14 protein-coding genes, 1 tRNA gene and 2 pseudogenes are annotated in these 17,208 nt (G+C 67.6%); 12 read left to right on the forward strand and 5 right to left on the reverse strand.

What is annotated here, in order from left to right; translation table 11 throughout:
* Window positions 1–121 precede the first annotated feature (121 nt).
* On the forward strand, window positions 122–556 hold the full coding sequence (locus ACAM52_RS28085) for a DUF1841 family protein (protein ID WP_062482964.1): 435 nt from the start codon (window positions 122–124) through the stop codon (window positions 554–556).
* A gap of 4 nt (window positions 557–560) precedes the next feature.
* On the opposite strand, the gene ACAM52_RS28090 is transcribed toward ACAM52_RS28085, so the two are convergent.
* Window positions 561–1,556, reverse strand: a complete 996-nt coding sequence (locus tag ACAM52_RS28090) for a LysR substrate-binding domain-containing protein (RefSeq protein ID WP_369645170.1) — start codon at window positions 1,554–1,556, stop codon at window positions 561–563.
* 103 nt (window positions 1,557–1,659) lie between these two features.
* Between ACAM52_RS28090 and pcaH the strand changes: the two genes are divergently transcribed.
* On the forward strand, window positions 1,660–2,382 hold the full coding sequence (pcaH, locus tag ACAM52_RS28095; protein ID WP_369645171.1) for a protocatechuate 3,4-dioxygenase subunit beta: 723 nt from the start codon (window positions 1,660–1,662) through the stop codon (window positions 2,380–2,382).
* A 12-nt stretch (window positions 2,383–2,394) separates the two neighbouring features.
* Window positions 2,395–3,006, forward strand: coding sequence for a protocatechuate 3,4-dioxygenase subunit alpha (pcaG, locus tag ACAM52_RS28100; RefSeq protein WP_369645172.1), 612 nt, complete (start codon window positions 2,395–2,397; stop codon window positions 3,004–3,006).
* Between the two features lie 83 nt (window positions 3,007–3,089).
* Here pcaG and ACAM52_RS28105 read toward each other — a convergent pair whose 3' ends face one another.
* Window positions 3,090–3,782 carry a cytochrome c gene (locus ACAM52_RS28105; protein WP_062482594.1) on the reverse strand — a complete coding sequence of 231 codons (693 nt, stop codon included), beginning with the start codon at window positions 3,780–3,782 and terminating at the stop codon, window positions 3,090–3,092.
* A gap of 150 nt (window positions 3,783–3,932) precedes the next feature.
* Between ACAM52_RS28105 and ACAM52_RS28110 the strand changes: the two genes are divergently transcribed.
* The 9 genes and pseudogenes from ACAM52_RS28110 to ACAM52_RS28150 all read left to right on the forward strand — a co-directional run bounded on the left by ACAM52_RS28110 (window position 3,933) and on the right by ACAM52_RS28150 (window position 15,395).
* Entirely contained in the window at window positions 3,933–4,787 is an 855-nt protein-coding gene (locus tag ACAM52_RS28110) for a MoxR family ATPase (protein ID WP_062482592.1), read from the forward strand.
* Between the two features lie 3 nt (window positions 4,788–4,790).
* A complete protein-coding gene (locus ACAM52_RS28115) occupies window positions 4,791–5,039 on the forward strand; it encodes a hypothetical protein (protein WP_062482590.1) in 249 nt (82 codons plus the stop codon).
* Between the two features lie 46 nt (window positions 5,040–5,085).
* Window positions 5,086–5,673: a GNAT family N-acetyltransferase gene (locus tag ACAM52_RS28120; protein WP_369645173.1), complete on the forward strand. Its 588-nt coding sequence runs from the start codon at window positions 5,086–5,088 to the stop codon at window positions 5,671–5,673.
* A gap of 21 nt (window positions 5,674–5,694) precedes the next feature.
* Window positions 5,695–6,882, forward strand: coding sequence for a VWA domain-containing protein (locus ACAM52_RS28125; protein WP_062482585.1), 1,188 nt, complete (start codon window positions 5,695–5,697; stop codon window positions 6,880–6,882).
* 58 nt (window positions 6,883–6,940) lie between these two features.
* Window positions 6,941–8,872 (forward strand): autotransporter assembly complex family protein, encoded by a 1,932-nt coding sequence (locus ACAM52_RS28130; protein ID WP_369645174.1) that lies wholly within the window; start codon window positions 6,941–6,943, stop codon window positions 8,870–8,872.
* A gap of 8 nt (window positions 8,873–8,880) precedes the next feature.
* A pseudogene (locus ACAM52_RS28135) lies at window positions 8,881–12,974 on the forward strand (translocation/assembly module TamB domain-containing protein).
* A gap of 58 nt (window positions 12,975–13,032) precedes the next feature.
* Window positions 13,033–13,107: transfer RNA gene (locus tag ACAM52_RS28140), tRNA-Arg, on the forward strand.
* Between the two features lie 177 nt (window positions 13,108–13,284).
* Window positions 13,285–13,881, forward strand: a complete 597-nt coding sequence (locus tag ACAM52_RS28145) for a tyrosine-type recombinase/integrase (protein WP_369645175.1) — start codon at window positions 13,285–13,287, stop codon at window positions 13,879–13,881.
* 476 nt (window positions 13,882–14,357) lie between these two features.
* Entirely contained in the window at window positions 14,358–15,395 is a 1,038-nt protein-coding gene (locus ACAM52_RS28150; protein ID WP_369645176.1) for a PQQ-binding-like beta-propeller repeat protein, read from the forward strand.
* Window positions 15,396–15,696: 301 nt separating this feature from the next.
* On the opposite strand, the pseudogene ACAM52_RS28155 reads toward ACAM52_RS28150, so the two are convergent.
* The 3 genes and pseudogenes from ACAM52_RS28155 to aroE form a co-directional block, all read right to left on the reverse strand.
* Window positions 15,697–15,867: pseudogene (locus ACAM52_RS28155) on the reverse strand (IS21 family transposase); the annotation flags it as partial.
* 40 nt (window positions 15,868–15,907) lie between these two features.
* Complete coding sequence (gene aroQ / locus ACAM52_RS28160) at window positions 15,908–16,351, reverse strand: type II 3-dehydroquinate dehydratase (protein ID WP_369645177.1); 444 nt, start codon at window positions 16,349–16,351, stop codon at window positions 15,908–15,910.
* 25 nt (window positions 16,352–16,376) lie between these two features.
* A complete protein-coding gene (aroE, locus tag ACAM52_RS28165; RefSeq protein WP_369645178.1) occupies window positions 16,377–17,198 on the reverse strand; it encodes a shikimate dehydrogenase in 822 nt (273 codons plus the stop codon).
* Window positions 17,199–17,208 lie beyond the last annotated feature (10 nt).

The raw sequence follows: 17,208 nt of genomic DNA on the forward strand, positions 1-17,208 counted from the left end.
GTTACGTAACGATGTAACGCCTCGTACCCGGAACGCCGGGCGTGTCGCGCGCACTTTCCACAGCCCTGGCGCCCACGCCGCGCCACCTGCTTTTTCTCTTTCCTTCTTCTCTCTTCTATATATGTTCAATCCCTCCCAGGAAGACGTGCGCCGCTTCTTCTGCGACGTGTACGCCAAGCACCGGCAGGGCCTGCCGATGGAGCCGCTGGAGACCATCGCGGCCGGCTGGATCGACGAGCACCCCGAGTACCACGAGGACCTGATCGACGCCGACGCGGCCGTGGCGCGGGTCTACGACGGATCGAACGGCCGCGAGAACCCGTTCCTGCATCTGTCGATGCACCTGTCGATCAGCGAGCAGTGCTCCATCGACCAGCCGCGCGGCATCCGCCAGGCGGTCGAGCTGCTGGCCGCGCGCCGCGGCTCGCTGCTGCATGCGCACCACGAGGCGATGGATTGCCTGGGCCAGATGATGTGGGAGAGCCAGCGCGCAGGGCGCCCCCCAGATGGCGATGGCTACGTAGCGTGCGTGCAGCGCCGGGCAACCAAGGACTGAGCGATCAGCCGGCGGCGCGCGGCGTTCCCTTTCGCGCCGGCAACGCGCCTTGCGCCTTCGCCGCTTCGCGCAGCAGCCCCGCCATCGCGGCGCGCAGCGGCGACGGCTCGGCCTCGCTGCGTTGCAGCAGGCCGACCGGCTCCTCGGTGCCGGTGGTATCGATGGGCAAGCGCACCAGGCGGCCATCGGCCAGCTCGCTGCGGGCGGCGCCCAGGGGCGTGATCCACACCGCGTCCGACACCGCCACCAGCGCGCGCGCTACCGCCACGTCGAGCGTCTGCAGGGCATTGCGCGGCAGCGCCAGGCCGCGCGCCGACAGGAAGCTCTCGGTGTTGTGGCGCGGGATCGTGCCCTCGCCGTACACCACCAGCGGATAGTCGAGCACCGCCTGCACCGGCGCCGGCTTGAGCGCGAGCGGATGGCCGGCGCGCACGGCGAACACCAGCGGCTCGGTGTGCAGCAGCTCGAAGCTCAGGCCGCCCATGAGGCGCGGGTCGCTCATGCGGCCCACCACGAGGTCGAGCTCGCCGGCGCGCAGCTCGTCGAGCAGCACGGCATTGGCCGCGCTCTTCACCAAGATCTGCACCGCCGGCCAGCCCTCGCGCAGCCGTGCCAGCGCCACCGGCAGCAGCGCGGGCGCCACGCTGGGCAAGGCGCCGATGCGCAGGCGCTCGATGCGCCCGCCCGCCGCCGGCGCCACGGCCTGCGCGCTGGCGTCGAGCGCCTCGAGCACGCGCAGGGCGTGGGCCAGCAGCTGTTCACCGGGCGGCGTGAGGCCCTGCACGCCGCGGCGCCCGGCCTGGCTGCGTTCCACCAGACGGGTGCCGACCACGGCCTCGAGCTCCGACAGCGTCTTGGACACCGCCGGCTGGCTCAGCGCCAGCCGCTCGGCCGCGCGCGCCAGGTGGCGCTCCTGCGCGACCGCGACGAAGGCGCGCAGGTGCCGCAGCTGCACGTTGCGCACGAAATCCTGGCGAAGCTCGGCGGGAGACTTTTTCAATGCCTTCTGGTTATTGAAACTGGAACAATCTTCAATTTACATCATTGATTGCGGCTTCTACAGTGCGGGCTTCGGATTCGTCCCACGACAGGAGACAACGTACATGACCAAGACCAGCGGCACCCAGCCCACCCTCACCCCGCGCGACTGGGACGCCCACCCCAGCTACATCTACCCCGGCTACAAGTCGACCGGCAAGCGCGGCCCGCAGAAGCCGCTCATTCCGCTGAAGGCCTCGCTCGGTGAGCTGCAGCAGCCGGTGTACGGCCACGACAGCATCGGCGAGTTCGACCACGACCTCACGCGCAACGCGCGCGTCAACGGCGAGCCGCTGGGCGAACGCATGATCCTCACGGGCCAGGTGCTCGACGAGCGCCGCCGCCCGGTGGCCAACACGCTGGTCGAGCTGTGGCAGGCCAACGCCTCGGGCCGCTACGTGCACAAGGTCGACCAGCACGACGCCCCGCTGGACCCCAACTTCCTGGGCGCGGGCCGCTGCCTGACCGACAGCGAAGGCCGCTACCGCTTCCTCACCATCAAGCCCGGCGCGTATCCCTGGGGCAACCACCCGAACGCCTGGCGTCCGCAGCACATCCACCTGTCGCTGTTCGGCCAGAGCTTCGCCAGCCGCCTCGTGACGCAGATGTACTTCCCCGGCGACCCGCTGCTGCAGTACGACCCGATGGTCACCGGCACGCCCGAGCGCTACCGCAACCGCCTCATTGCCGACTTCAGCCTCGACATCACCGAGGAAGGCTACGCCCTGGGCTACCAGTTCGACATGGTGCTGCGCGGCGCCGATGAAACGCCGTTCGAGAACCGCTGAAAGGAATTCCCCATGCCATTGATGACCGCACAGGAAGCCGACTTCGGCCAGACGCCCTCGCAGACCGTGGGCCCCTACTTCGCCTACGGCCTCACCGCCACGCAGTACGGCTACAACTTCAACCAGCCCTTCGACGCCGTGCTGGCGCTGGACACCGCCAGCGGCCAACGCATCCGCCTCGAAGGCCGCGTGATCGACGGCGACGGCAACCCGATCAACGACGCGCTGGTCGAGATCAGCCAGCCCGACGGCGAAGGCCGCTACCCGCAGACGCCCGACGAGGCACGCGCCCTGGGCTTTCGCGCCTTCGGCCGTGTCGGCACGGGCACCGATGCGCAAAACCGCTTCGTGTTCCACACCGTCAAGCCCGGCGCCGAAACGCCCGGTGAAGCCCCGCACATCAACGTGATCGTGCTCATGCGCGGCCTGCTGCTGCATGCCTTCACACGCGTGTACTTCAGCGACGAGGCCGAAGCCAATGCGAAGGACGCCGTGCTGCAGAGCGTGCCGGCCGAGCGCCGCCACACGCTGATCGCCGAGCGCGTGGAGCAAGGCGGCGCGGTGACGTACCGCTTCGACATCCGCATGCAGGGCACGGACGAGACGGCCTTCTTCGACGTCTGACCCCCGGGAAAATCCGGACGAAAAAAAGCCCGCTGATGCGGGCTTTTTCTTTGGGGCAGCGGGTCGATGCCCGTCTGTCTGGCTTACTGAGGCGCGTGATGCAGGCGCGATTCAGGCACGACCTTCAGTTCGCCAGGCAGCGAGCTGATGTAGGTGGCCAGCGTCTTCAGCTCGGCGTTGGTGAACTTCTTGGGTTCGACCTGCGCGGCCATCACGGCGTTGGAGCGGCCCAGGTGGGGGTTGTTCTTCACGCGGTACGACTTCAGCGCCACGAACAGGTAGTCGGCGTGCTGGCCGGCCAGCTTGGGCACGGTGCCGTCGTTCGGCGTGTTGAAGTTGGCGCCGTGGCACTTGGTGCAGCTGTTGTCCTTGTCGCGCGCGATGAGCGCCTGGACGTTCTCGGACGCGGCCTTGGCCGGTGTGGCCGCAGGCGCGTCGCCTTCCTTCACGCCCAGCTGGCTGTAGTAGGCCGCGAGGTCGGCGATGTCCTGCTCGGTGAGGGTGTCGGCGATGGCGCGCATCGTCGGGTGCTTGCGGTCACCGCCCTTGTACGCAGTGAGCGCGGAGGAGATGTACGTGGCGCTCTGGCCCGCGATCATCGGGACCTTGTGGATCTCGGGGAAGCTCGCCTGGTAGCCGATGATGCCGTGGCAACCCACGCACATCTGGACCTTCTTGGCTCCGTCCTGGGCCTTGCCAGTGACTTGTTGGGCTTGGGCCGAGACCGTCACGCAAGCGACAGCAAGGGCAAACATCGTGGTCAACAACTTGTTCATTTTGCGCGCACAATCTCGTGGAGATACAGTTTTTCGAATCAACATTCGATTATATGCAAGGGTCCCACGGGAACCTCGCGCGGGCTGCACAAGAGACTGCGCAATGCAGATCGAGTGTGTTCTTTTCTCCACCCTGCCTCCGCTCCACTCATGAAATTCAAGGGCTCAGACAACTACGTCGCCACTCAGGACCTGATGCTGGCGGTCAATGCGGCCATCACACTCCAGCGTCCCCTGCTCGTCAAGGGCGAGCCCGGCACCGGCAAGACCATGCTGGCCGAGGAAGTGGCGCAAGCGCTCGACATGCCGCTGCTGCAGTGGCACATCAAGTCGACCACCAAGGCGCAACAGGGCCTGTATGAATACGACGCCGTGAGCCGCCTGCGCGACTCGCAGCTGTCCGACGTGGACGGCGGCGAGCGCGTCAAGGACATCCAGAACTACATCGTCAAGGGCGTGCTGTGGCAGGCCTTCACGGCCGACAAGCCGGTGGCGCTGCTGATCGACGAGATCGACAAGGCCGACATCGAATTCCCGAACGACCTGCTGCGCGAAATCGACCGCATGGAGTTCTACTGCTACGAGACGCGCGAACTCATCCGCGCCAAGCACCGTCCGCTGGTGTTCATCACCTCGAACAACGAGAAGGAACTGCCCGACGCCTTCCTGCGCCGCTGCTTCTTCCACTACATCAAGTTCCCCGATGCCGAGACGATGAAGCACATCGTCGCCGTGCACTTCCCGAACCTGAAGCAGGAGCTGCTCACGTCCGCGATGAAGACCTTCTACGACGTGCGCAACCTGCCCGGCCTGAAGAAAAAGCCCTCGACCTCCGAGCTGCTCGACTGGCTCAAGCTGCTGGTGGCCGAAGACATTCCGCTCGAAGCCCTGCAGAGCAAGGACGACAAGGTCGCCGTGCCGCCGCTGGTGGGCGCGCTGCTCAAGAACGAGCAGGATGTGACCCTGTTCGAGAAGCTCGTCTTCATGCAACGCAACAACCGCTAGGCCATGAGCCGGCAACCGCATTCCACCAAACAGCTGATGAAGCTGGGCATCGCCCAGGCGGTGCTGTTCGTGGTGGGCGCGCTGATCGGGCGCGGGATCGGGCTTTTGCTCGGGCTCGACGCCTTCGCCACCGACAGCAAGTACGGCACGCGCGAGATCGTCGGCATTGCGCTGATCGGCCTGGGCGGCGGCGCCGGTGCACAGGCCGCGCGCGCGTGGTACGTGCACAAGTACGGCGACCCGCGCGGCTGAGCCCCAGATCCACCGAGACCTGCACGGAGACACGGAGAGTTTGCACATGGCGTTCGTCGAACCCGTCACGCTGAAGGCCCGCGGCCTCGCGCTGGTGCCGCTGGCACTCACCCACGAAGACGGCCTGCGCGCCGCGGCCGCCGATGGCGAGCTGTGGAAGCTGCGCGTCACCTCCGTGCCCGAGCCTCAGGACACGCGCGCCTACATCGAGACCGCCCTGAAGACGGCCGACCGTTTCGCCTTCGCCGTGACCGACGAAGCCAGCGGCACCGTGCTGGGCAGCACGAGCTTTCACGACATCCTGCCGGGCGTGAAGCGCGTCGAGATCGGCTACACCTGGTACGCCGAGCGCTGCCAGCGCACCCATGTCAACACCACCTGCAAGCTGCTGATGCTCACGCACGCGTTCGACACGCTGGGCTGCAACGTGGTGGGCTGGCGCACTGACAACTTCAACTTCGCCTCGCAGCGCGCCATCGAGCGCCTGGGCGCCAAGAAAGACGGCGTGATCCGCGGCCACGTGATGCGCCGCGACGGCACCATCCGCGACACCGTCATGTACAGCCTGCGCGCGGGCGAATGGCCCGAGGTGAAGGCCCAGCTGCAGTACCTGCTCGACAAGCCGCGCGGCTGAACGAAACACAAGGAGCGCTCCATGCTCATCGACTTCTTCTACACCCTGCGTTCGGCGAAGCTGCCGGTGTCGGTCAAGGAATACCTCACGCTGCTCGAGGCGCTCAAGTCCGACGTGGTGGGCCCGAACTCCGACGGCGCCTACGGCATCGACGACTTCTATTACCTCTCGCGCACCGCGCTCGTGAAGGACGAGAAGCACTACGACAAGTTCGACCGCGCCTTCGCTGCCTACTTCAAGGGCGTCGAGATGCTCACCGACTTCACCAAGGAAGTGCCGCTCGACTGGCTCAAGAAGACGCTGGAGCGCGAGTTCACGGCCGAAGAAAAAGCCAAGATCGAGAAGATGGGCTGGGACGAGCTCATGGAAACGCTCAAGAAGCGTTTCGAAGAGCAGAAGGAACGCCACGAAGGCGGCAGCAAGTGGATCGGCACCGGCGGCACCTCGCCCTTCGGCAATGGCGGCTACAACCCGCAGGGCATCCGCATCGGCGGCGCCGGCAAGAACCGCAGTGCCGTGAAGGTGTGGGACCAGCGCGCCTACAAGGACTACGACGACACGCAGGAGCTGGGCACACGCAACATCAAGGTCGCGCTGCGCCGGCTGCGCAAGTTCGCGCGCGAAGGCCACGAGGAAGAGCTCGACCTGGACAACACCATCCACTCGACCGCCGCCAACGCCGGCTACCTTGACATCAAGATGCGGCCCGAGCGCCACAACAACGTCAAGGTGCTGCTGCTGATGGACGTGGGCGGCACGATGGACGAGCACATCCAGCGCGTCGAAGAACTGTTCTCGGCCGTGAAGACCGAGTTCAAGCATCTGGAGTTCTACTACTTCCACAACTGCGTCTACGACTTCATGTGGAAGAACAACAAGCGCCGCTTCTCCGAGAAGTTCGCGACCTGGGACATCCTGCGCAAGTACAACAAGGACTACAAGCTGATCTTCGTGGGCGACGCCACGATGAGTCCTTACGAAATTTTGCAACCTGGCGGCAGCGTCGAATACAACAACGAAGAGGCCGGCGCCGAGTGGATCCAGCGCCTCACGCACACCTTCCCCAAGTTCGCCTGGATCAACCCCGAGCCCCAGGGCGTGTGGCAGTACCGCCAGAGCATCGCGGTGATGCAGCAGCTCATGTCCAACCGCATGTACCCGCTCACGCTGCGCGGCCTCGAAGAGGCGATGCGCATGCTGTCCAAGTAACCCGCGGCCCCGCACAAGTGGGGGGCATCGCCCGCACGTGTGCTGTCAGAATGCCCCCATGGTCAGGGTGGCATCCGTTCTTTCGCCGGCGTTGTGGCCGGCTTTGCTTTTTTCCGGCGTCCTGCTTTTGCAAGGCTGCAGCCTGCTGCCTAAAAAAGAGGCGGCAGACACGGGCGTGTCCACCGTCGGCGTGGTGCGCAGCGGCGACAGCAACGGCGACACCGCCAAGGACGACGACAAGGCCAAGGCCGACGGCCGGCGCAATGCCTTCACCGTCGACGTGCGCGGCCCCGAAACCGAGCGCGACTACCTCGCGCGCCACCTCGAAATCCAGCGCTACCGCGAGCTCGACGACCTGGGCGTGACCGAGGTCTCGCGCCTCATGGTCGCGGCCGAGGCCAATGCACGCGAGCTGCTGGGCACGCTGGGCTACTTCACGCCCACGCTCACGCTCGAACTCAACGAAACGCCCGACAGCACCGAGGCCCCGCGCGAGGTCGTCATCACCGTGGCGCCCGGCGAGCGCACGAAAGTGTCGACCGTGCAGATCCGCTACGCCGGCCAGATCGCCAACGACCCCACTGCCGAAGCGCAGCGCGACGCCATCCGCACCGGCTGGGCGCTGCGCGCGGGCGAGCCCTTCACGCAAGGCGCATGGGACGACGCCAAGACCACCGCGCTGCGCAGCCTCACGGCCAAGCGCTTTCCCACCGGCAGCGTGGAGATCAGCCGCGCCGAGATCGACGCCGACCGCCACGAGGCCCGCCTCGGCGTGACCTACCAGTCGGGCCCGGCCTACAAGTTCGGCCCGCTGGTGCTGCGCGGCGTGGAGCGCTACGACGCCGACGCCGCGCGCCGCATCGCGCGCCTGCCCACCGGCACCGACTACGACCAGCAGAAGCTGCTCGACGCGCAACAGCGCCTGGCCAGCAGCGGCTACTACGACTCGGTGTTCCTCACGCTCGACACCGACAGCAACACCCCGCTGGCCGCCCCCGTGATCGCCCAGCTGCGCGAGGCGCCGCTGCAGAAAGTCGTGATGGGCGTGGGCTTCACCACCGACAACGGCCCGCGCCTATCGATCGACCACACCCACAACCGCATGCCGCTGCTCGGCTGGCGCGCCGTGTCGCGGCTCTCGCTGGACAACGACATCCAGTCGCTGGGCACCGAGTGGAACGCCGTGCCCAACGACCGCGGCTGGCGCTGGTTTGCCGGTGGCGAACTCAAGAGCGAGCAGTCGGGCAGCTACGTGGTCGACAGCGGCCGGCTGCGCGGCGGGCGCAACAAGTCCAGCGACCACATCGACCGCAGCTACTTCCTGCAGTACGACTACGCCCACAACCGCGGCACCGACGCGCCGCCCTCGGCCTCGGCCGTCACCGCCAACTGGGGCTGGACCGGGCGCTACTTCGACGACAACTCGGCGCCCTCGCGCGGCTACGGCCTGGCGCTCGAAATGGCTGCGGGCTACACGCTCACCGGCCAGCAGGTGCCCTTCACGCGCACCTACGCACGCTTTCTCGGCGTGCTGCCGCTGGGCGCGGCCGAGGACAAGAACGCCCGCGCGCGCCGCAGCCGGCTGCAGATGCGGCTCGAAGCCGGCGCCGTCGCGGCCAAGGACAGCGCGCAGATCCCGTCCACGCTGATGTTCCTCACCGGCGGCGACACCACCGTGCGCGGCTACAGCTACAAGCAGATCGGCACGGTGCGCGCCGACGGCAAGACCGTGGCGGGCCGCTACCTGGGCGTGGCCAGCCTCGAGTGGCAGCGCCCCTTCGTCTACAAGGACAAGCTCACCGAGTGGGAGAGCGTGGTGTTCGTGGATGCCGGCGCCGTGGCCGACAAGCCCGGCGAGCTCAAGCCCAAGGTCGGCGTGGGCGTCGGCGCGCGCTGGCGCAGCCCGGTCGGCCCGGTGCAGGCCGACCTGGCCTACGGCGTCGACTCGAAGAAATTCCGCCTGCACTTCCGTCTCGGCTTCACCTTCTGACCCGCTTCATGCCGTCCACGCCCACCACAGCCACGCCCCGTCCCCGCTCGCGCACCCGCCGCGTGCTGCGCGCGCTGGGCTGGATGCTGGCGGGCCTGCTGCTCGTCGTGCTGCTGCTCGCCGCAGGCACGTGGTGGTGGCTCGGTTCGAACAAATCATTGGCCTTCGCGCTCGCGCAGGCCGCGCAGCGCCTCCCCGCAGGCCAGACGCTCGAGAGCCGCGACGTCACCGGCTCGCTGCGCACCGGCGGACGCATCGGCTGGCTCAAGTGGCAAAGCGAGAGCCTCGCGGTCGAGGTGAACGATGCCACGCTCGGCTGGCAGCTCGCCCCCTTGTTCCAGCGCAAGGTGCAGCTCGGCGAGATCCACGCGGCGCGCCTGTCGATCGAACGCCGCGGCCCGCCCAGCGACACGCCGACCGAGCCGCTCACGCAGGTCGCGCTGCCCGTCGAAGTGGCCGAAGTGCCCTTCCGCATCGACGAGGTGCGCTGGGCCGGACCGCCCGCGCTGGAAGCCAAAGGCCTCGCGGGCCGCTACAGCTACCTGGCCGCGCAGCACGCGCTGGACATCGAAGGCGTCGACATCGCCGACGGCCACTACAGCGCTCGCGTGCGACTGCAGGGCCCGGCGCCAATGGCGCTCGATGCCACGCTCGACGGCCGCGTGAAGGCCCCGCTCGCCGAAGACCGCCACATCGAGGTGCAGGCCAAGGCCTCGGTGAAAGGCACGCTGGCCGGCCCCGAGGCGCGCCTGCAGGTCGCCGCCGACCTGCAGCCCACCGAGCCCGACGCCGAAGCGCCCATGGCCGCCCAGCTGCGCGCGCAGATCGCGCCCTGGCTGCCGCAGCCCGTGATCGATGCCAAGGCCGACCTGCGCAACGTCGACGCCGCCAGCCTCTGGCCCGGCGCGCCCCGGACCCGGCTCACCGGCACCGTCGAGCTCACGCCCGACGCCGCCACCGGCCCCGCCGCGTGGAAGGCCTCGGCCGACCTCCGCAACGCCGTCGCCGGCCCGTGGGACGAACAGAAGCTGCCGGTCGAGCAGGTCCAGGCGCAGGTCGGCTTCGACGGCACGACCTGGACCGTGCCCCAAGCCACCGTGCGCGCGGGCGGCGGCCGCATCGACGCCGAAGGCAGCTGGAGCCCCGCGCCCTCGCCCTGGCAGATGCGCGCCACCGTGCGCGGCGTGCGGCCCGGCGCGCTGTACAGCCAGCTGTCGGGCGCGCCCGTCGGCGGACAGATCAGCGCGCGGCAGGCCGAAGACTCCGACGCCCTCGTCTTTGACGTGGCCCTCCGCGCCGAAGGCAACGGCGGCGCCGGCAGCAAGGCGCTGCCCGGCTTCGGCCTGGACCGCGCACTGGCGCAGGGCCAGTGGAAAGACCAGGTGCTCGACCTGCGCACGCTGCGCGTCGAAGCGATGCGCGCCAGCATCGACGGCAAGCTGCAGGTGCGGGTGGCCGAGCAGGCCGCCAGCGGCAAGCTCGCCCTCTCCCTGCCGGGCGGCAGCGCACAGCTCGACGGCCGCATCGCGCCCACCACCGGCGGCGGCGACCTCCAGGCGCGCATCGACGACGCCGAAGCCATGCAGCGCTGGGTGCAAGGCCTGCCGGGCCTGTCAGCTGTGTTCGCGAACGCCAGCGCCAAGGGCAGCGCCCGGCTCGACGCCAGCTGGCAAGGCGGCTGGCAGACCGTGCAGCGCCGCATCGAGAACCCCGGCGCTGCCGCGCGCGGCAACGCCGAGCCCAGCCTCAGGCCGCGCTCGCCGTGCCGCGCCTCGATCTGACCCTGCCCGCCGCCCAGCCCGCCAGCACGGCCACCAGCGTGCAGTTGCGCGCGCTGCAGGCCGACCTCGCCGGCAGCATCGCCCAGGCCACGCTGACGCTCAAGGGCGAAGCCACCATCGGCACGCAGAAGCTCGCCCTCGACACCCGCGCCAGCGGCGGCCTCGCCAGCGCCAACCAGTGGCGCGCCACCCTCGCCAGCCTGCGCCTGCAGGCCCAGGACACCGCCACCGCGCGCCCCGGCCAGGGCCCCTGGGTGCTGGAGCTGGGCCGCGAAGTGACGGCCACCGTGCGCGCCGCCGACAACCGCCTCGACGTCGAAGCGTCCGCCGCCGACGCCATCCTGCGCGGACCGCTGCCCGGCACCGTGCGCATCGACTGGCAGCCGCTGCGCTTCAACCAGAGCGGCGCCGCGCCCAACCGCGTGTTCCGCCTGCAGTCCAAGGGCCAGATGCAGGGCCTGCCGATGGCCTGGGCCGGCGCGTTCGGCGCCAACGCCACGCTGAGCGAACTCGGCATCAGCGGCGACCTGCTGTTCAACGGCGACTGGGACATCGACGCCGGCGACACCCTGCGCGCCAAGGCCCGGCTCGCGCGCCAGAGCGGTGACATCCGCGTGCAAGCCGGCGAGGCCGCGCTCGTCACCCGCATCACCAGCACCGGAACCGGCACCGCGAGCGAACGCACCATGAGCTCGGCCAGCGGCAAGAACGAGGTCAACGGCGTCGACGTCACCGCCACCCCCGCCGGCCTGCGCCGCGCCGAACTGCAGCTCGACGCGCAGGGCGACGCCGTGCGCGCCACCCTGGCCTGGGACAGCGAACGCGCCGGCCGCCTCGACGCCGAGCTCGGCACCCGCATGCAGCAGCGCAGCGGCGGCTGGCAGTGGGCGCCCGACGCGCCTCTGAACGGCACGCTGCGCGCCGCGCTGCCCAACCTGGGCGTGTGGTCCATGCTCGCGCCGCCCGGCTGGCGCATCGCCGGCACGCTCGACGCCAACGCCACCCTGTCGGGCATCCGCACCGCGCCGCGCTGGAACGGCACGCTCGGCGCCGACCAACTCGCGCTGCGCGCCCCGGTCGAAGGCCTCGACCTGCGCGACGGCCGCCTGCGCGCCTCGCTCACTGGAGACCGCCTGGAGATCACCGAGTTCACGCTCAAGGGCGGCGCCGGCAGCAACGCGCGCATCGGCGGCCAGAGCGGCAACCGTAGCACCGCCGCCAGCGAAGCGCGCACCGACGGCGGCTCGCTCACCGCGCGCGGCGACCTCAGCTGGGGCAGCAACAACAGCACGACCAGCACCGGCATCCGCATGGCCGTGCAGGCCGAGCTGCGCGCCCTGCGCGTGCTGGTGCGCACCGACCGCCAGGTGTCGCTGTCGGGCAACCTGCAGGCGCGGCTGGACGACGGCCAGTTCAACGTGCGCGGCAAGCTCAAGACCGACCGCGCCGTCATCATCCTGCCCGACGAGACCGCGCCCAGCCTGGGCAGCGATGTCGTCGTGCGCTCGGCCGCCAAGGACAAGGCCGCCGCCGAGGCCGCGCAGCGCGAATCCGCCAAAGCCGACGCCCAGGCGGCCAAGGCCGCCAAGCCCCAGACCGCCAAGCCGCCCGACATCGTCGTCACCTTCGACCTCGGCGACGACTTCGCCGTGCAGGGACGCGGCATCACCACGCGGCTCGAGGGCGAACTGGAAATCCGCAGCACCCGCCTCGATGCCCCGCCGCGCATCACCGGCGAGGTGAAGACTGTCAAGGGCCAGTACCGCGCCTACGGCCAGCAGCTCGACGTCGAGACCGGCATCGCGCGCTTCAACGGCCCCTTCGACAACCCCGCGCTCGACATCCTGGCCATCCGCCCGAACATCGCGCAGCGCGCCGGCGTGCAGATCACCGGCTCGGCGCAATCGCCGCGCGTGAAGCTCTATGCGGAGCCCGCGCTGTCCGACGCCGAGACGCTGTCATGGGTCATCCTGGGCCGCGCCTCGGCCACCAGCGGCGGCGAGTCGGCCCTCTTGCAGCAGGCCGCCCTATCGCTGCTCGGCAAGATCGGCGGCACCACCACCGGCGGCAGCCTGGCCAGCCGTTTCGGTCTGGATGAACTCGGCTTCAAGGGCCCCGGCAACGGCGGCGACCTGCGCGAGTCAGCCGTGACGCTGGGCAAGCGGTTGTCCAAAGACTTCTACATCACCTACGAACGCAGTCTGGGCGGCACCTTCGGCACCCTCTTCATCTTCTACGACCTGACCAAGCGCCTCACGCTTCGGGGCCAGGCGGGGCAGACGAGCGGGGTGGACCTGATCTACACGGTGAAGTACGACTGAGGGCCGGGACACCCCAAACTGTTAAAGTGCGGGCCGCGCTGCAGCAGCGGCGCACACCGTCTTCGTAGTTCAATGGATAGAACGGGGTCCTCCTAAGACTCAGATACAGGTTCGATTCCTGTCGAAGGCACCAAGGACCCGGTTCACGGCGTCTCACCAAGCATCAAAACCCGCACGTTTCCCCAGCGTAGCGGGTTTTTCTTTGCCTCACGCTGTCTCGCGGCGCAGCATCCATGTCGGTACTTTGTCGGTATTCCTGTCGGTATCAGCCAGATACCGACACCTCAAGTACCGACAGATCGGAACAGCGATGGCACTCACGGACACATTCGTCAGGCAGGTGAAGCACAAGGGCGCTGAGATCGGCGAGCGTTACGCCGATGGCGGGGGTATGTATCTGCGGGTCAAGGCGGCGGGCAAATACTGGCGCCTGGACTACCGCATCGACGGGAAGTCCAAGACCTTGGGGTTGGGCGTTTATCCCGACGTTTCGCTTCTTCAGGCACGCGAGCGCCGGGACGCCACCCGAAAGCTACTCGCCAGCGGCATTGACCCCAGCGCAGCCAAGCGGGAAGAAAAGAAAGCCAGAGCGGACGCTGCGGCGAACACATTCGAGGCGGTCGCGCGCGAATGGCTGGCAAAGACTGCGGCAAAGCGAGCGGACGGGACGCAGCTCAAGGTCAAGACCTGGCTGGAAAAGGACGTGTTCCCCTTCATTGGCAAGATGCCCATGTCCACCATCGGTCGACGGGACATCTTGGAGCGAGTTGTGCGCAAGCTGGCACTTGAGGATGGGGACGTAGTGATCGTGATCAAACAAGCTCTTCTCCTCTTCCAAGAGCAACCCATGCTATGGGGGACAGCGGCCTTCGATGCTGGGAATGTCTCTACTTGTGACTTTCGATAAAGTCTTCAACAATGCTGCGCCTCGGTAATGCGCGCCCCGCCCATGTGGAAGCCTGCCAGCCCTATCGTGATCGCCGGCCACCCCCTGACCGATCAGGAGGCGTGGTGGCACGAGTTTCGAGAAGAGCTTCTCGATCAGTGCAACGGCAAGCTCGACGGCGATTGGTTCACCATGGTCTGCAACGTCGTCCACCCCATCGCCCTCAATGATGACCCTCGACATATCGCCAGGCTGGCGCATGCTGTCTTTGGGCTCCAAAGCTCGAGACCCGGCAGTGCAGCGCACAGAGCACATATGCGCCGACCACGGTCGAATCATTGCAGGGGCGCCTCTCGGCCTCGACGATAGAAGTCGCTCGTCGTGAGCCATCTTCTACTCCTCGGCAGACTTGGGCCTCGGGCATACTGGAGCACCGCCCAGAGCGACGCTGCCAAGCGTGCAGGCGACATCTTGAATGCACTCGCGAGAACGTGCGCATGAAATTGAGTTGGTCATATCGGTTGCCGAAAGAGCGCCAGATCGGCACCAGAGCCCCTGTCGCCTCTGCCGATACGGTGCTCGTCGCCTTTCACTACGACAAGGCGGATTTTTTCGAGAGCACGCTCGTTGCATTCGAGCGCATGACCGGTGAGGAGCGCTGGCGCACCACCATCCCCCATGTGATCAATGAGCCTGTGCTGGCACAAGATGGCTCCGTGTACGTCAGCAGCTTCTCCGGAACGGTCCACGCCTTCGACAGCAACGGAAAGAAACTTTGGGACTGCCGATGCGGTGATCGCAACATGGGCAAGCCCTGCCTCGTCGCAGGCGATCGCCTCGCAGTCGCGGAAACGGGTGGCGGTGCGTCGAAGACGTGGTGCCTCGATCTGCGCACGGGCTCGATCGCCTGGGCTTTCGAGAACCATGGGCACAGCTATGGCCTTGCCACGAACAACGGCCGCCTCGTCCATGCCACGGTGCTCGCAGAGGGCGCAGGGGTTCGCCTGCATTGCGTGGAGACGTTAAGCGGCCGTTCGCTCTGGGCCGCCGACAGCGCAGAGTGGCTGTTTCAGCCGATTGTGCAAGACCAGGCCGTCCTTATCGGTGCGAGGGGATCTCTGCGAGCCTATTCATTGCAGTCGGGCGATCTGCTGGCACGGTTGGACCTTGAGGATCAGGAGGCGATCGATGGTCAGATGCTGAGCGCGGGCGATCGCATCTACTTCGGCACAGATTCCGGACGCGTTGGTTGCGCTTCGTTGCAGAGCGAACGATCTTTCTTCAAGGCCAAGCACTCGCTCCAGAGCGTGTGGTTCGCTGCCTTCGAAGGCAGCATTCGTGGACGGCCGACCATGGCCGGGAACGCCGTGGCTGTGCTCTCGCAGGAAGAGGGCATTGTCCTTCTCGATCCGGCCGCAGGGAATCGGCTCTCCGCACTCAAGATGAGCAAGGGCAACGGTGGTGGTCTGCTGTACCACCGCGATTGGCTTTACGGATCGTTGGGGGCGGAAGTCCGAGCTTTTGGTCCTGGGTGAGGCTGATGCGCCCGCCCAGGCTGCCCGCGTCGCATTCGGCCCGGGCCGGGCGCTAACGCGAGCTTTGAAGTTGCAGCATCGCCAGGCTCCTGACCTGCACGATTTACCAGGCATCAGCGCTCGCCGCACCATCGACCCGGGCACGCTGCAGGTACTCGGGTGCCAGGTTCTTGACGCCTGCGCCTTCAGCGCCTTCACTTCGCTGTTTCGGCGCGTGACGATGCCGCGAGCTTTCTCCTGAAGCACCCGCTGATAACTCGTTTCATGAGTAGATGAGTTAAGGGCGACCACCCCTTTCCCGCTCTGTGTGGATCTGCCGCAGATTGCGCCGCTGTTTCCGTGATTTGGTTGCCTCGATCGCGAGCCAGGTCGCGAGCTTCTCAGCATAGGGATCGAGCTTGCTTGAGCTCGTCCGCTTGGCGTAGCGCGGCATTTCTTCGCCGGCTCGCAGGTACTTCTTGACGGTGTTGCGTCGCCCGGCCTCCGTATGGGCTTGCGCACCCTGCTTCTCGTTAGATAGCACTTCGCACTGCCGACACGGCAGCACGCAAGGCGAGCAGGTAGCTGTCCAGGCCGAAGCCGCAGATCTGGCCCTTCGCGATGTCCGCGAACACCGAGCGATGCCGGAATTCCTCGCGCGCATGGATGTTGGACATGTGCAGTTCGACCACCGGTACCGTGAGGATCGCCAGCGCATCGCGGATGCCGTAGCTGTAGTGCGTCCATGCGCCGGCGTTGATGAGGACCGCGTCGACGCCGTCGGCGAAGCCCTGGTGGATGCGCTCGCACATGGCGCTTTCGCTGTTGGTCTGGAAGCTCTCCACCTCGGCGCCGAGTTCCGTGCCCAGCGCCTGCAGCGTCGCATCGATCTCGGCGAGCGTCGTGGTGCCGTATTGCTTCGGATCGCGCTTGCCGAACATGTTGTGGTTGATGCCGTGGAGCATGAGGATCTTCATCGGGTCTTTCCTTCTTGTCGCGGCCTCAGGCCAGCGGGATCGTCATGCGCTCGATGACCGGACGGGTGTCGGGCCGCACGCCGCGCCACCACAGGAAGGCTTCCGCCGCCTGCTCGACCAGCATGCCCACGCCGTCGGCAAGCTTGGGCACGCCGGCGTTCTGCGCCAGGCGCAAGAAGGGCGTCAGGCCCTTGCCATACGCCAGTTCGTAGGCCAGCCTCGCGTTCTGGAGGGTCTGCGCCGGCACCGGCGGCAGCTCGGCCTTCAGGCTGGCCGAGGTGCCGTTGATGACGATGTCGAACCGCTCCCCGGCCAGGTCCGCGTAGGCGCAGGCGTGCACGGGGCCGTGCACCGCGAACTGCGCAGCCAAATTGACCGCCTTCGGCAAGGTCCGGTTCGCGAGCACCAGCTCGGCCGGTCGCTGCGCGAGAAAAGGCAATAAGGCTCCGCGCACCGCACCGCCCGAACCGAGCACGAGCATGCGCGCGCCCTTGAGGGCGAAACCCAGGTTGCTCTGGATGTCCCTGGTCAACCCGACGCCATCGAAGTTGTCGGCAATGATGCGCTCGCCCTCGAACTTGAGCGCATTGGTGGCGCCGGCCAGCTCAGCACGCTCCAGCCGCTCGGTCGCCAGGGCCAGCGCCTGCAGCTTGAACGGCGCCGTCACGTTCAGGCCGAGCCCGCCCGCCTTGCGAAACGCGTGCACGTCGTCCGCGAAGCGTTCGAGCGAGCCTTCAATGGCGCTGTACTCGATGTCCTGGCCGGTCGCCTGCGCGAAGCTGCCGTGGATCAGCGGCGACTTGGTGTGGCCGATGGGATTGCCGATGACGGCGTAGCGGTCGGTCATGCTGCCATCC

It is taken from the genome of Variovorax sp. V118, assembly GCF_041154445.1.
GTDB classification, from domain to species: Bacteria; Pseudomonadota; Gammaproteobacteria; order Burkholderiales; family Burkholderiaceae_C; genus Variovorax; species Variovorax boronicumulans.

What these genes read in the sequence shown, in the direction of transcription:
- ACAM52_RS28085 (WP_062482964.1), top strand. Translation starts at nt 122, where the DNA reads ATGTTCAATCCCTCCCAGGAAGACGTGCGCCGCTTCTTCTGCGACGTG.
- pcaH (WP_369645171.1), top strand. Translation starts at nt 1,660, where the DNA reads ATGACCAAGACCAGCGGCACCCAGCCCACCCTCACCCCGCGCGACTGG.
- pcaG (WP_369645172.1), top strand. Translation starts at nt 2,395, where the DNA reads ATGCCATTGATGACCGCACAGGAAGCCGACTTCGGCCAGACGCCCTCG.
- ACAM52_RS28105 (WP_062482594.1), bottom strand. Translation starts at nt 3,782, where the DNA reads ATGAACAAGTTGTTGACCACGATGTTTGCCCTTGCTGTCGCTTGCGTG.
- ACAM52_RS28110 (WP_062482592.1), top strand. Translation starts at nt 3,933, where the DNA reads ATGAAATTCAAGGGCTCAGACAACTACGTCGCCACTCAGGACCTGATG.
- ACAM52_RS28115 (WP_062482590.1), top strand. Translation starts at nt 4,791, where the DNA reads ATGAGCCGGCAACCGCATTCCACCAAACAGCTGATGAAGCTGGGCATC.
- ACAM52_RS28120 (WP_369645173.1), top strand. Translation starts at nt 5,086, where the DNA reads ATGGCGTTCGTCGAACCCGTCACGCTGAAGGCCCGCGGCCTCGCGCTG.
- ACAM52_RS28125 (WP_062482585.1), top strand. Translation starts at nt 5,695, where the DNA reads ATGCTCATCGACTTCTTCTACACCCTGCGTTCGGCGAAGCTGCCGGTG.
- ACAM52_RS28130 (WP_369645174.1), top strand. Translation starts at nt 6,941, where the DNA reads ATGGTCAGGGTGGCATCCGTTCTTTCGCCGGCGTTGTGGCCGGCTTTG.
- ACAM52_RS28145 (WP_369645175.1), top strand. Translation starts at nt 13,285, where the DNA reads ATGGCACTCACGGACACATTCGTCAGGCAGGTGAAGCACAAGGGCGCT.
- ACAM52_RS28150 (WP_369645176.1), top strand. Translation starts at nt 14,358, where the DNA reads ATGAAATTGAGTTGGTCATATCGGTTGCCGAAAGAGCGCCAGATCGGC.
- aroQ (WP_369645177.1), bottom strand. Translation starts at nt 16,351, where the DNA reads ATGAAGATCCTCATGCTCCACGGCATCAACCACAACATGTTCGGCAAG.
- aroE (WP_369645178.1), bottom strand. Translation starts at nt 17,198, where the DNA reads ATGACCGACCGCTACGCCGTCATCGGCAATCCCATCGGCCACACCAAG.